The sequence below is a fragment of the Caulobacter sp. GW821-FHT12A07 genome (genome assembly GCF_058807655.1).
Map to the genome: position 1 here is coordinate 239,964 of NZ_JBXAQX010000002.1, position 13,119 is coordinate 253,082.

17 protein-coding genes are annotated in these 13,119 nt (G+C 70.5%); 5 read left to right on the forward strand and 12 right to left on the reverse strand.

The genetic code is table 11. The features are described from left to right. Nucleotides 1–237: 237 nt before the first annotated feature. From AC1RRS_RS04865 to nepR, 4 genes are all read right to left on the reverse strand, one after another. A complete protein-coding gene (locus tag AC1RRS_RS04865) occupies nt 238–375 on the reverse strand; it encodes an entericidin A/B family lipoprotein (protein ID WP_110120447.1) in 138 nt (45 codons plus the stop codon). Between the two features lie 71 nt (nt 376–446). Further along, a complete protein-coding gene (gene phyK / locus AC1RRS_RS04870; RefSeq protein WP_492854167.1) occupies nt 447–2,162 on the reverse strand; it encodes a sensor histidine kinase PhyK in 1,716 nt (571 codons plus the stop codon). Beyond that, nucleotides 2,159–2,764, reverse strand: a complete 606-nt coding sequence (locus AC1RRS_RS04875) for a sigma-70 family RNA polymerase sigma factor (protein ID WP_110118973.1) — start codon at nt 2,762–2,764, stop codon at nt 2,159–2,161. Before AC1RRS_RS04875 ends, phyK begins: the two co-directional genes overlap by 4 nt. A 2-nt stretch (nt 2,765–2,766) precedes the next feature. Next, entirely contained in the window at nt 2,767–2,952 is a 186-nt protein-coding gene (gene nepR / locus AC1RRS_RS04880; protein WP_110118974.1) for an anti-sigma T factor NepR, read from the reverse strand. Between the two features lie 231 nt (nt 2,953–3,183). Here nepR and phyR point away from each other — a divergent pair, with 231 nt between their 5' ends. Further along, complete coding sequence (phyR, locus tag AC1RRS_RS04885; RefSeq protein ID WP_110118972.1) at nt 3,184–3,975, forward strand: anti-anti sigma factor/receiver protein PhyR; 792 nt, start codon at nt 3,184–3,186, stop codon at nt 3,973–3,975. Between the two features lie 76 nt (nt 3,976–4,051). On the opposite strand, the gene AC1RRS_RS04890 is transcribed toward phyR, so the two are convergent. The 4 genes from AC1RRS_RS04890 to AC1RRS_RS04905 form a co-directional block, all read right to left on the reverse strand. After that, nucleotides 4,052–4,324, reverse strand: coding sequence for a hypothetical protein (locus AC1RRS_RS04890; RefSeq protein WP_492854168.1), 273 nt, complete (start codon nt 4,322–4,324; stop codon nt 4,052–4,054). A 14-nt stretch (nt 4,325–4,338) separates the two neighbouring features. Next, a complete protein-coding gene (locus AC1RRS_RS04895) occupies nt 4,339–4,545 on the reverse strand; it encodes a hypothetical protein (RefSeq protein ID WP_487288871.1) in 207 nt (68 codons plus the stop codon). Nucleotides 4,546–4,854: 309 nt separating this feature from the next. Then, nucleotides 4,855–5,217, reverse strand: a complete 363-nt coding sequence (locus AC1RRS_RS04900; RefSeq protein ID WP_492854169.1) for an OmpA family protein — start codon at nt 5,215–5,217, stop codon at nt 4,855–4,857. Nucleotides 5,218–5,415: 198 nt separating this feature from the next. Beyond that, nucleotides 5,416–5,757 carry a YMGG-like glycine zipper-containing protein gene (locus tag AC1RRS_RS04905; RefSeq protein ID WP_110133347.1) on the reverse strand — a complete coding sequence of 114 codons (342 nt, stop codon included), beginning with the start codon at nt 5,755–5,757 and terminating at the stop codon, nt 5,416–5,418. Nucleotides 5,758–5,934: 177 nt separating this feature from the next. Between AC1RRS_RS04905 and AC1RRS_RS04910 the strand changes: the two genes are divergently transcribed. Continuing rightward, nucleotides 5,935–6,792: a diacylglycerol/lipid kinase family protein gene (locus AC1RRS_RS04910; RefSeq protein WP_492854170.1), complete on the forward strand. Its 858-nt coding sequence runs from the start codon at nt 5,935–5,937 to the stop codon at nt 6,790–6,792. Then, on the forward strand, nt 6,789–7,616 hold the full coding sequence (locus AC1RRS_RS04915) for a metallophosphoesterase family protein (RefSeq protein ID WP_492854171.1): 828 nt from the start codon (nt 6,789–6,791) through the stop codon (nt 7,614–7,616). Before AC1RRS_RS04910 ends, AC1RRS_RS04915 begins: the two co-directional genes overlap by 4 nt. Before the next feature lie 61 nt (nt 7,617–7,677). Here AC1RRS_RS04915 and AC1RRS_RS04920 read toward each other — a convergent pair whose 3' ends face one another. From AC1RRS_RS04920 to AC1RRS_RS04930, 3 genes are all read right to left on the reverse strand, one after another. Further along, on the reverse strand, nt 7,678–8,289 hold the full coding sequence (locus AC1RRS_RS04920; protein ID WP_487288876.1) for a superoxide dismutase: 612 nt from the start codon (nt 8,287–8,289) through the stop codon (nt 7,678–7,680). 88 nt (nt 8,290–8,377) lie between these two features. Continuing rightward, on the reverse strand, nt 8,378–8,758 hold the full coding sequence (locus AC1RRS_RS04925; RefSeq protein ID WP_110118964.1) for a hypothetical protein: 381 nt from the start codon (nt 8,756–8,758) through the stop codon (nt 8,378–8,380). A gap of 17 nt (nt 8,759–8,775) precedes the next feature. Continuing rightward, on the reverse strand, nt 8,776–9,126 hold the full coding sequence (locus AC1RRS_RS04930; RefSeq protein ID WP_110118962.1) for a hypothetical protein: 351 nt from the start codon (nt 9,124–9,126) through the stop codon (nt 8,776–8,778). Between the two features lie 194 nt (nt 9,127–9,320). On the opposite strand from AC1RRS_RS04930, the gene AC1RRS_RS04935 reads away from it, so the two are divergent. Next, on the forward strand, nt 9,321–11,207 hold the full coding sequence (locus tag AC1RRS_RS04935) for an HWE histidine kinase domain-containing protein (RefSeq protein ID WP_492854172.1): 1,887 nt from the start codon (nt 9,321–9,323) through the stop codon (nt 11,205–11,207). An 11-nt stretch (nt 11,208–11,218) separates the two neighbouring features. Here the strand turns inward: AC1RRS_RS04935 and AC1RRS_RS04940 are convergent, their stop codons facing one another. Further along, entirely contained in the window at nt 11,219–12,073 is an 855-nt protein-coding gene (locus AC1RRS_RS04940) for an acyl-CoA thioesterase (protein WP_492854173.1), read from the reverse strand. Nucleotides 12,074–12,165: 92 nt separating this feature from the next. Between AC1RRS_RS04940 and AC1RRS_RS04945 the strand changes: the two genes are divergently transcribed. Beyond that, the gene (locus AC1RRS_RS04945) at nt 12,166–13,116 is read left to right on the forward strand and encodes a histone deacetylase family protein (protein WP_492854174.1); all 951 of its coding nucleotides are present in this window, start codon (nt 12,166–12,168) and stop codon (nt 13,114–13,116) included. Nucleotides 13,117–13,119: the final 3 nt, after the last annotated feature.

Consider the following 13,119-nt stretch of genomic DNA (forward strand, 5'->3'; position numbering starts at 1 on the left):
CTGAATCGAGGGAAGCGAACGGAACCGACATGCCAACAGCGTGGCTTGCGGACTTGGCCTGGTTATCTCCCCGAAGACAGAAAATCCGGGCCTTTTGTGTCGGTATTGCAAAGTTTGATGCGCGGGCGAGCGCCGCGCCCGTTTCTGGACGTCGTCTGCGTAACGTGGCGATCCGAATGGAAAGGGGCCCGCCTCAGGGTTGAGACGGGCCCCTCGCATTCAGTCGAGGCGACGGGATCAGTTCTTGGCGTCGCGGGCGGTGTCGGTGACGGCCTTGCCGGCCGACGAGACGTCCTTGCCGGCGCCTTCGACGGTGTTGCAGGCGGCGACGGTCAGGCTGGCCGCCAGGGCGGCGAAAATGATCAGCTTGCGCATGGGGGAGGTTCTCCGCTTTTCGCCCTCGTGGGCGGATGATGGATCGCCCAGAGCAAACGTGGCCGCGCGGTCTAGGTTCCGGCCTGATGCTGGGGCGCCGGCAGGGCCTGGGGCGTCGGGAACACAAGCCGCACAAGGAGTCCGCCCATCGGGCTGACATCGAACTTCACCGTGCCGCGCAGCTGGCGGGCGAAGGCGGTCATCAGGGTGCGGCCCACCCCCTCGCCGGGTCCGGACGGGGCGCCGGGGCCGTCGTCGCCGATGGCCAGCTCGGCCTCCTCGCCGCGCACGAAGAAGTCCACCGTCAGCGCGCCGCCGCGCTCGGCCAGGGCGTGCTTCTGGGCGTTGGTGATGGCCTCGACCGCGAACAGGGCCAGCGGCGCCAGGCGGTCGGGGTCGATGACCAGCGGGTCGGCGTGGACCTCGGTGCGCACCGCGCCGGGGCCGTTGATGTCGCCGGCCAGCAGCAGGGCGGTCAGCTCCTCGAGGAACGGCCGCAGGTCGACCCGCTTGAGGTCCGGGCCCTGGTAAAGAGCGCGATAGATCTGAGCCAGGGCGGTGATCCGCTGGCGGGTGTCGTTCATCGCCGTGCGCGCCGCCGGGTCGGTCAGCGCCCGCTGCTGCATGTTGAGCAGCGAGGTGATGATCTGCAGGTTGTTCTTCACGCGGTGGTGGATCTCGCGCATCAGCGAGTCCTTCTCCGCCAGGCTGTCGCGTAGCGAGGCGTCGCGCTGGACGATGCCGACGGCCATGTCGTCGAGCGTCTTGGCCAGCTCGCGGATCTCCGGCGGCGCCCGCTCGGAGGCCTGCACCGGGCGCACGGTGAAGCGGCCCTTGGCGTAGATCGCCGCCACCCGGCGCAGATAGACGATCCAGCGGATCACCTCGCGCTCGGTGGCCCAGAACACCGCCAGCAGGGCCAGGGCGAAGGCCAGCAGCGGCAGCAGCATGCTGGAGATCGGGTTCAGCGAGGCCCAGGAGACGATGCCGGGAGCCGGCGCCGACAGGATCACGAAGACGTCGTCCTCGACCAGCGAGGCGGCCGAGAACAGCCGGCGGCGGCCCTGGGCGTCCTTGCCCGACCACAGCACCGTGCGGCCCTGGTCGATCTCGTCGCGCAGGCCCGGGCGCGCCTCGCCGAAGGCGCCGGGCGTGGTCGCCGAGAACACCTGGCCGCGCGAGTCCGCCAGGCCGATCTCGGCGCCGTCGGGCAGGAAGCGGTTGGCGGTCTCGGGCTTGAGGCTGGACAGGGTCAGCACCGCGGCCATGGCCCCGTCGAACACGCCGGACGAGTCCTCGGCGCGAACGGCGGTCAGCACCGAAGGCTCGCCTGAATAGATCGCGCCCGGCGTCGGGGCGACGGCCAGATGGGCGCCGGCGGCCAGGTCGAGGAACCAGGGGCGATGGGCGCGCTCGGGGTCGCGCGGCGTGGTGCCCGCCGCGCAGGCCACGCGGCCATAGGCGTCGAAGCGGATCAGGTTGGCGTAGCCGGGCAGGCGGGCCTTCACCGCGTCGAGCCGGCGCGCGCATTCCAGGCCCACCGAGCCGGGACCCAGGGTCTGGAGCAGCACGCCGGCCGCCTCGATGCGGGCGCGGGCGATGGCGGCGCTGCGGCCGGCGGCGAGCTCGAGGCTCTGCCGCCGGGCGTCGCCCTCGTGCTTGAACACGAGGGCCGACTGCAGCGCGCCGATCAACAGCACCGGCAGCAGCGCCAGCGTCAGGGTCAGCAGCAGGCGGACCCGGATGGTGCCGACGACCTCCGCCGCGCGGCCGTACACGCGCTTCACCGCTGGGTGCTCAAACGCTCCGCATCGGCCAGGATGGCGTGCATCGCGTCGCCGGCGGCGGCGCCGTCACGCTCATAGCCGCCCGACTCGAGGATGGCCTGCAGGGCCCGACGGGCCCGGCTGACCCGGCTCTTCACCGTGCCGACCGCGCATCCGCAGATGTCGGCCGCTTCCTCGTAGGCGAAGCCGCCGGCCCCGACCAGGATCAGGGCTTCGCGCTGTTCCGGCGGCAGCATGGCCAGGCTCATGCGCAGCTCGTCCAGCGCCACCGGCGCTTCCGGATCGTCGACCGCCACCAGGGTCCGCTCGGCGGCCTCCTGGTCGAGCTGGCTCTGACGCCAGGAGCGACGCTTCTCCGAATAGAACTGGTTGCGCAGGATCATGAAGGTCCAGGCCTTCATGTTGGTGCCCAACTGGAAGCTGGCCCGGGCGTCCCAGGCCTTCATCATGGCGTCCTGCGCCAGGTCGTCCGCGGCCGTCGGATCACCGGTGAGGGTGCGCGCGAAGGCCCGCAGATGCGGGATGAGGGTGACGAGCTCTTTCTTGAAGGTCTCGTCACGGACCGGATCGATGGGCGACCGGCCGACTTGCGCTTCGCTCATGCTCAACGCTCTCCCGAAGGCTTTTCAGCCTTGCGCAGAATGTCGAGGAATTCGTCCGGGATGGGCTCGTTGACCACCTCGTCGAACATCTGGCGAAGCTTGACGCCGATGGCCTGCTGACGAAGCCGCGCCTCGTCGAGCGAGGCGGATCCCTTGCGTTGATCTTCCATGGGTACGTGTTCGATCATGTCCTCGACGCCGGTTGTGCGCAGCGTCCGCCCCCTGCGGCCGAATTTATAAATGCTGGAGGTCAACGCCAGATTCCGCATCGGGTTCCATAAGCTTGAGCGTAGAGTGCCAAAAATCGAGTTGCTGCGGAACCGTCGTCGCGCAGGGCACGTTATGCTCCCGATCGAACGGCATAGCTTTGCCGTGATGGACGACCTTTTTTGTTTCGAAGACACTCTACGGGAGGGGTCATGAGTCTTCTTGCCCGACTGGCGCCGCACCTGCCCTACGTTCGCCGTTACGCCCGCGCGCTGACCGGGGATCAGACCACCGGTGATCACTATGTCCGCGTCGCGCTGGAGGCCCTGGCCGCCGGCGAACGCTCGCTCGATGCCGCGCTGTCGCCGCGCGTGGCGCTCTATCGCGTCTTCCACGCCATCTGGCTGTCCTCGGGCGCCCAGCTTGAAGCGCGTCGCGACGACCTCTCCGACGACGCCTCGCAGCGCCTGCTGCGCATCGCCCCGCGTTCGCGTCAGGCGTTTTTGCTGACCGCCCTCGAAGGCTTCACGCCGACCGAGGCCGCCCAGATCCTCGACTGCGACTTCGGCGAGGTCGAGCGGCTGATCGCCGACGCCCAGAGCGAGATCGACGCCGAACTGGCCACCGAGGTGCTGATCATCGAGGACGAGCCCGTCATCGCCGCCGACATCGAGGCGCTGGTGCGCGAGCTGGGTCACGACGTGATCGACATCGCCGCCACCCGTGGCGAAGCGGTCGACGCCGTCGCCCGCAAGACCCCGGGCCTCGTTCTGGCCGACATCCAGCTGGCCGACGGCTCGTCGGGCATCGACGCGGTGAAGGACATCCTGGCCCGCCTCGACGTGCCGGTGATCTTCATCACCGCCTTCCCCGAGCGCCTGCTGACCGGCGAGCGTCCGGAGCCGACCTTCCTGATCACCAAGCCGTTCCAGCCGGAAACGGTGAAGGCCGCCATCGGCCAGGCGCTGTTCTTCCATCCGCGCCGGACCCGCCAGGCGGCCTGACGCGCGAGGCTGAAAAAGACGAAGGCCCCGGCGAGCGATCGCCGGGGCCTTTTTCTTTGTCGAAAACGCGAAGACCTTAGTGGGCGGGCGCGGTCTTCTCGGCCGGGGTCTGCTTGGGCGCGGTCTGCACGGTCGTGCCCTGGGCGGCTTCGGCCGGGGTGTCGGCGCCGGTGTTGTGCTGGACCGAGGCCAGATCGCCCGAGCGCATGCCCCAGGCCCCGAACAGGGCGATGGCCGCCAAGACGGTCGAGATCACCAGCACCCAGAAGATGTGGCGGCCCCAGCGGCCCTGGCGGGCGCGCGTGGCCTTCAGGGTGGGGCTGTGTTCGGTATTGATGTCGGTCGCCATGGGGACCTCCTGACTTAATTCGCGACGGTCCAGGCCGCGCCTTTCGAGGCGGCGTGGTCGGCGTCGAGCCAGGCGGTGGCGAAATGCTGGACGGTGCCGACCGCCAGCGCCATGCCCAGCACCGTCGCCAGGGCGAGCAGCCGCGAACTCCGGGCCTGCTTGCGTCGACGCTGGGTTTCGAAGACCAGTCCGCCATGCGCGGCTTGATAGGCGCGGATCATCACGTCGCTCCCCATTCGCCCGCGATGTCGCGGGTCGAAGAAACAACGTTCCGCGCACGGCCATGTTCCAGCCAAGGCGATCGTCGAGGGGGCGGAATATCCGCTCGCCGAGGAGGCGAAAAATATTTCGGATTGTTGGGAACGCCGCCTGGGGGAGGTCGTTTACTCTTTGCGGAGGCGGCGACGCCCCCCCGACTTGAGGCTGGTGAAAGCCAGCCTGTCGCCTCCGCACCCCCCTTTTCTGTCATGCCTCAGGCGGACCGGACCACCGGCCCGCCTTTCTTCATGCGCGGTCCGATGGACCTGGGGTCAGCGCTTGGGCGGCGCCTCGAGATCGATGCGCACGTCGGCGCGGCGGCGCAGGGGCCTGGCCTCGCCGTCACGGGTGATCGCGCCCGCGTCGCCGGCCGCCGAGACCTCGAACGACACCTGGCGGAAGCCGACCTTGGCCAGGGCGGCGGTGACCTCGCTGGCGCGGCGTTGCGACAGGGCCAGATTGGCGTCGGGCGCGCCGACCGCGTCGGCCAGGCCCACCACGTGGACGTTCTTGGCCGTGCAGCCCTTGGCCAGGTCGGCGGCGCCGCGCAGCACCTGCCGGGCCTCGCGCGTGATCGCCGCGGAGTCGCGGTCGAAATAGATCGACACCGAGAAGTCGTCACAGGCGGCCGGCAAGGCCTCTATCTGCGATCGCGACTTGGGCCAGGGCCCGGTGGCGCACCCCGTCATCGTTGCTCCGATCGCCGCAGCCGCGATCCAGACGCCAGCCTTGTTCATTCGTAGCCCCTCTTCGTGAAACCCGCCGATCGCGAACATGCCAAAGGCGGCCGACGCGCGTCGACCGCCTTCGAAACCCTGTTGGACGACGCCGCCTCAGCGGGGGCTGCCGTCTTCCCAGAAATAACGACCGCTGCGCGAGTCGTAGTAGTAATACCGTCCGGCGCGCTCGTCATAGTACTGGCGACGATTGACGTTGGTGGCGCCGCAGCCGCCGTCTTCGCGACAGCCCTTCACGGCGCCCGCGGTGCCGCCGATGGCCGCGCCGATGGCCGCGCCCGTGCCTGCGTCGCCCGCGCCGACATTGTTGCCGATCACGGCGCCGGCGAGGGCGCCGAGGGCCGCGCCGCCGGCGGCGTTGCGTTCGGTGTTGCCGGTGGCGGTGCAGGCGCTGGCGAGCAGGCCGACGCCGACCAGGGCGATCATTGTGGTTTTCATCGTGGCTCTCCGTTCGAGCGTGTCCCGGCCAGTCAAACGGAGCACCACCACCGGAAGTTCCGGCGAGCCGCTCGACGGTCGGCTTGGGAGCTCTGGGGGAACTCCGGGGAACCCTGGCCAAGCGCCGCCGTTAGCTCCGGACGGCGGCCGTTCGGGACCGCGCCGTCGGGAGCCTCCATGCGCGTCGAACTGGTCGCCAACAGCGCCTCGGGATCGGTCGGACGGGACGGACCCGCCCAGGCTGAGGCCATTCTGGCCGAGCACGGCGTCGACGCCAGGGTCCATGCGCCGGCTGGCGGCGAGCTGGAGCCGTGCCTGAGCGAAGCCCTGGCCCGCAAGCCCGACGTGCTGTTCGTGCTGGCCGGCGACGGCACCGCCCGGGCGGCGGCCGAGATGGCCGGTCCAGACGGGCCGCTGGTCGCGCCTTTGCCCGGCGGCACCATGAACATGCTGCCCCGCGCCCTCTATGGCGAGCGCGCCTGGCCCCAGGCCCTGAAGGCCTGCCTGACCCACGGCGAGGAAAAGATGATCTCCGGCGGCGAGGTGGCCGGCCGCCTGTTCTTCGTCGCCGCCATCCTGGGCAGTCCCGCTCTGTGGGCCGAGGCGCGCGAGGCCGCGCGCCAGGGGCGGGCGGACCTCGCGATCATGCGCGCCCAGCGGGCCCTGCGCCGCGCCTTCTCCAGCCGCCTGCGCTACGTGCTTGACGGCCGGCCCAAGGAGAAGGCCGAGGCCCTGACCCTGATGTGCCCCCTGGTCTCCAGCGGCATGGACGCCGACGAGCGGGCCCTGGAGGCCGCGGCCCTCGACCCGACCAACGCCCTCGACATCTTCCGCCTGGGCGTGAAGACGGTGACCGGCGACTGGCGCAACGACCCGGCGGTCAGCGTCCAGCGCTGCCGGATCGGCCGGGCCTGGGCCGGCGGGCGGATCCCCGCCATCCTCGACGGCGAGCCGGTGCGGCTGGACGATCACGTCTCGATCCGTTTCCGCCCCAAGGCCTTCCGCGCCCTGGCCCTGAAGGACGACGCCCCGTGACAGGGCCGGTTTCACCCGTCTTCAAGATGGTCCAGGTCTCCGACGTCCACTTCGGCGGCGAGCACCCGCAGGCCGTCGAGGCGGCGGTCGAGTGCATCCATGCGGCCAGGCCCGACCTGGTGATCGGCGCCGGCGACCTGACCAAGGACGGCGCCCAGGTCGAGTTCGACGCCGCCCGCGCCTGGTTCGCGCGCCTGCCCCAGCCGCAGCTGCTGGCGCCGGGCAATCACGACACCCCGTTCAAGGGGCCGATCGAGATCCTGGAGCGGCTGGCGACGCCCTGGCGGCGCTATGAGGCGCGGTTCGGCGACGCCGATGGCCTATCGTTCCGCGACGAGCGGGCGGCGGTGTTCACGCTCAATTCGGCGCGCGGCGCCCAGATCCGTTGGAACTGGTCGAAGGGAGCGGTGTCGCGCTCGCAGACCAGGGCGGTGACCCGTCGCCTGCAGGCCGAGCCGGCCGGGCGGCTGAAGGTGGTGGTCTGCCACCATCCGCTGATCGAGATGATGGGCGGGCCGATGACCGCCAAGGTGCGCGGCGGCGAGGCCGCGGCCCTGGCCTTCGCCGAGGCCGGAGCGGATCTCGTCTTGACCGGGCACATCCACGCCCCGTTCGTGCACGCCTATCCCTATGCCGGCGGCTGCACCCAGGCGGTGGGCTCGGGCACGCTGTCGGTGCGCGAGCGCGGCGTGCCGCCCAGCTTCAACATCATCGAGGCCGACGAGACCGAGATGCGGATCACCGCCATGGCCTTCGAGCGCACCGGCTTCGTGGTCTGGCGCACCTGGGCGGTCAACCGTCGGCCCAACTGCAAAACCCCCTGAACGCAAGAAGGGCGGGACCTTGCGATCCCGCCCTTCTCGAGGTCGGCCCTCGATCGGTCGATTAGACCGGGTACTTCCAGGCTTCGCCCTGGCCTTGGGCCGCGGCGTACTGGGCGTCGGCGAACGCCCAGTTGGGCAGGGCGTCGAACCAGGCTTCCAGGAAGCCCTTACGGTTGTTCTGGTGGTCGAGGTAGTAGGCGTGCTCCCACACGTCGCAGACCAGCAGCGGGGTCACGCCCGGCTTGGTCATGGCGCCGTCGGCGTCGTGGGTCGAGATCAGCGACAGCTTGGCGCCTTCGGCGACCAGCCAGGCCCAGCCCGAACCGAAGTGGCCGACGCCCTCGGCGACGAACTTTTCCTTCAGGCCGGCCAGGCCGCCGAAGGTCTCGTCGATGGCCTTGGCCAGGGCTTCGCCCGGACCCTGGGTGTCGGCGCTCATGCAGTCCCAGAAGAAGGCGTGGTTCCAGGCCTGGGCGGCGTTGTTGAACACCTTGCCCGGGCCGGCGTCGGCGATGACGGCTTCCAGCGAGCGGGTGTCGCCTTCCGGCAGCAGGCCGTTCAGGGCGTTGACGTACGCCGCGTGGTGCTTGTCGTGGTGGAAGTGCAGCGTGTTGGCCGAGATGGTCGGCTGAAGCGCCTCGTAGGCGTAGGGCAGGTCGGGCAGCTTGAACATGGTTGCTCCATGGCGAAACGCCCCCGGGAAATGGGCCGGGGGCGGTTGAAAGCTAGACGGCGGCGCGGAAAAAACTTCAGCGGAAGTTTCAGCGCCGGGGCGGTGGTTGTCTCGAAGCCATGAAGGCCTGGGCGACGGCCGCCGTGAAGGTCGGGTTCCTGAGCGCGAAGACGCCGGCCGCCAGGGCCGCGCCGATCGACAGGATCGGCCGGTCCTTGACGATGTCGACGATGCGTTCGGCGAAGCCGTTCACTTCCGGCGTCGGGGTGTGGCGGACGCGCTTGGCCTCGGCCCGGTTGGCGGCGATCAGGCCGGCCACGGCGACGATGAAGGCCGTCACCGCGGCGACCACGGCGGCCGCGCCGGCGGGCGTCAGGAACGGGGCCAGCACCGCGAACAGCGCGAAGGCGGCGGCGAACACGCTCACGGCAGCGGCCGCGGCGATCGCCGCGGCCGCTGCCAGCGTCATCAGGGTCTTTTCGAAGATCACTTGTTGTGGCTGCGGCCGCCCGCGAGCAGGAGGCCCAGGAGAACGCCGACGCCGAGACCGGCCAGGGTGGCGGTGATCGGACGTTCGCGCACGCGCTCGGAGACGTACTTCTGGGCGTCTTCCAGCTGGGCGCCGGCGGTGTCGGTGTAGGTGCGGCTCTGGGCGCGCAGGGTGTCGAAGCCTTCGAGGAGGTTCTTCTCGAGGCGCTTGGCGGCGTCGGCGAAGCTGGCCTTCGCGGCCGACGCGGCTTCGGCGAAGCTGCGTTCGGCGTGCTCGGCGGCCACGCCGGCGGCGGCCTGCGCCTTGTCGGCTTCTTTGAGAGCAGGATTCAAGGCGTTCGCGGGCATGATCTCGTCTCCGGTTCGCGGCAGGCTGTACGGGAATGCAGCATCAAGCTGCGCCCCGTCAACGCGGAGCCCGTGCGGCCAGTTCCCATCTTAGCGTCACCGCGAAAGCTTCACCACAGAAGATCGCGTGCGAACGCCCCAATACGGGGTGATCGCCGCTCGCGCGTGACGGGAAGGCGGTCTATGTTCGAATCATGGCGGACGCGGATGCAGAACGAGCATCGGATCAGGAGGCCCGTAGACTGCGGGCGGCGACGGCTCTGGCCGAAGCGTGGAAGGATGCCGACGACCCGCGTCTCTCGCGCCTGACCCGGCTGGCGGCGCGGCTGTTCGAAGCCCCGCGCGCGGCCCTGCTGCTGATCGAGGTCGACCACATCCGCCTGGCCGGACGCGTCGGCCACGCCAATCCGACGATTTCCCGACAGACGCCGCTGGCCGACATCGTGCTGCGCTGCAGCCGCTCCTCGCAGCACGCCGACGTGGCCGGCGGCGCCGGCTTCCTGGCCTGCGCGCCGCTGCGCGACCCTCGCGGCCTGGTGGTCGGCGTTCTGGCCGTCGAGGACGATGCGCCGCGTGGCGAGGCCGCGCCGGACCTGCTCGAGGCGCTGTCCGAACTGGCCGACCTGGCGGTCGAGGAACTGATCCGCGGCGCCGACCAGGCGCGGGCCGAGGCCGAGCGCCTGCTCGACGGCGAACGCCTGGCCCTGGCCCTGACGGCCGCGCGCCTGGGCGAGTTCGAGTGGAACATCAAGACCGACCACCTGCGCATCAGCGAGCGGATGGCGCGGATCAGCGGGGTGCCCGCCGGCGAGATGCCGGCCGAGGAGGGCAAGGCCATCTGGCCCTATGTCCATCCCGACGACCGCGAGATGACCCGCGACGACCTGCGGGCGCAGCTGCACGAAGGCGGCCGCTACGAGGTGGAGTATCGCCGCGCCGCCAGTCCCGACGGTCGCGAACGCTGGAGCCGCGGCTGCGGCGTCATGGTGCTCGACGGCGAGGGCAAGCCCGACCTGCTCATCGGCGTGGTGCAGGACATCACCGACCAGCGCGAGGCCGACGAGCGGCGCGACAACCTGGTGGCCGAGCTCGACCACCGCATCAAGAACCTGCTGGCGGTGGTGCAGTCGGTGGCCGCCCAGTCGGCCCGCAAGAGCTCGTCGCTGGACGCCTTCCTCAAGACCTTCGCCGCGCGGCTGAAGTCGATGAGTTCGGCCCACGACCTGATCAGCGCCGCCCGCTGGCGCGGGGCCACCCTGGGCCGGATCGCCGCCGCCGAACTGGGCGGGCTGGCCCCCAACCAGACCCGCTGGGACGGGCCGGAACTGTTCCTGACGCCGCGTGCGGCGGCCGCCCTGTCGCTGGCCCTGCACGAACTGGCGGTCAATGCGGTGAAGTACGGCTCGCTGTCGACCGAGAGCGGCCGGGTCGAGATCGTCTGGCGCCGTTCGCCCGACGGCGGCTTCAGCCTGGAATGGCTGGAGACCGGCGGCCCGGTGACCAATCCGCCGACGACGCGCGGCTTCGGCGCCACCCTGGTCGAGGACGTGGTCGGCCGCGAGCTGGGCGGCGAGGCCAAGATCGACTACCGCCGCAGCGGGGTGTCGGCGATGATCCACGCCGCGCCGGCCGCCCTGGCCGACGGTCCCGAGCCGGAACCGGTCGAGGCCGAGCCCGAACGGATCGTCGAGACCATCGGCGGCGGCGACGAGAATTTCCGCGCCGGGGCCATCGCCGGCCTGAAGGTGCTGATCGTCGAGGACTCGCTGCTGCTGGCCATGGAGCTGGAAGCGGGCCTGGAGGACAGCGGCGTCGAGGTGGTCGGCTGCGCGGCCGAACTGGGCGAGGCCCTGGCGATGCTGGAGCAGGAGTTCGACGCGGCCGTGCTCGACGCCGACCTCAACGGCCAGTCGGTCGCCCCGGTGGCCGAGGTGCTGCGTAGGGAAGGCCGGCCGTTCGTGTTCGCCACGGGCTACGCCGACAAGGCCGCTCCGATGGGCTTCGACGCCCCGATCGTGCGCAAGCCCTACAATGTCCACCAGATCGCCCGGGCGCTGGCCTCGGTGACTGGGCGGGGGTAGGCGCTAAGCGCCTACTTCCGGATCCGCATCAGGCATTCCTGCGCCACCGACGCCACCAGCTTGCCGTTGCGGCTGAACATCTGGCCGCGCACCAGGCCGCGGCCCTGCGAGGCGCTGGGGCTGTCCTGGGCGAACAGGGTCCAGTCGTTGAAGTCGAAGGGGTGGTGGAACCACATGGCGTGGTCGAGGCTGGCGGCCTGCAGGCCCGGCGTCGTCCAGACCAGGCCGTGCGGGCGCAGGGCGCTTTCCATGAAGGCCATGTCGGAAGCGTAGGCCAGAGCGGCCTGCTGCATGCGGATGTCCTCGCCCAGCGGGGCGACGGCGCGCATCCAGACCTGCTTTTCGCTCGACTTCTTCTCGGGCTTCACCGGGTTCTGCGGGTCGATCCAGCGCAGGTCCACGGGGCGCGGGCGCTCCATGAAGGCCAGCATCTTGGGATGGATCTGGTCGCCCAGGCTGCGCAGATACTCGGCCTCGGTGGGCAGGGTTTCCGGCGCGGGCACGTCCGGGGCCTCGAACTGGTGCTCGAGCCCGACTTCCGGCGTCTGGAACGAGGCGGCCAGGTTGAAGATCTGCTCGCCGTGCTGGATGGCGGCCACCCGGCGGGTGGTGAAGGTGCCGCCGTCGCGGGCCCGCTCGACCTCGTAGAGGACGGGAGCGTTCACGTCGCCCGGGCGGATGAAGTAGGCGTGCAGCGAGTGGCAGACGCGGTCGGGCACGGTCTTGTAGGCCGCCGTCAGGGCCTGGGCGATGACCAGGCCGCCGAAGATGCGCGGAAAGCCGTCATTGGGGCTGATCCCGCGGAACAGGTTCACCTCGATGGCTTCGAGGCTGAGGATTTCGGCGAGGTTCTCGGGCGTCTGCATGGTGCGCTGCGATAAGCTTCACGGATCGATAGGGCAAGGCTGCCCATAGCGTCAGCCTTGCGCCGCATGGTCGCGGCGCCCATGCTTTGCCCATGCCGCCTATCGTCCATCACCCCGCCTTCCGGGCCGAAATGCCGCCCGGGCACCGCTTTCCGATGGACAAGTTCTCGAAGCTGGCCAGCCTGCTGGAGGCCGAGGGCTTGCCGGGGCCGGAGGGTTTCCACAAGCCGGAGTTCGCGCCGCTCGAGGTCCTGCGCCTGGCGCACACGGACGACTATGTGCGTGGCGTGGTCGAGCTTTGCCTGCCGCCCGACATCGTGCGCCGCATCGGCATGCCCAACAGCGACAGCGTGGCGACCCGGGCCCGCGCCGCCACCGGCGGCACCATCCTGGCCGCGCGTCTGGCCCTTCAGCACGGGATCGCCTGCAACACCGCCGGCGGCAGCCATCACGCCGAGGCGGCTTCCGGCGCGGGGTTCTGCGTGTTCAACGACGTGGCGGTGGCCGCGCGGCTGCTGCAGGCGGAGGGGCGGGTGAGCCAGGTGCTGGTCGTCGACCTCGACGTCCACCAGGGCGACGGCACGGCGCGGATCTTCGAGGACGATCCCAGCGTCTTCACCTTCTCGATGCACGCCGAGAAGAACTTTCCCCACCGCAAGGCCGCCAGCGATCTCGACGTCGAGCTGCCCGATGGGACGGACGACGGCGCCTATCTGGCTCGGCTGGACGCGATCCTGCCGGACCTGCTGGCGCGGGTTTCGCCCGATCTCGTCTTCTTCAACGCCGGGGTCGATCCGCATGCGGACGACAAGCTGGGCCGGCTGTCGCTGACCAACGCCGGCATCGTCGCCCGCGAGGCGCGGGTGCTGGGGGCGTGCCTGTCGCGCGAGATCCCGGTCGTCGGGGTGATCGGCGGCGGCTACGACCCCGACCTCGACCGCCTGGCCGACCGCCACGCCATCCTGCACCGCACGGCCGCGGCCCTGTCCGGAAAAGAAAAGGGGCGGCCCGTCGCCGAGCCGCCCCTCCCTTACGCGTACTGAGCT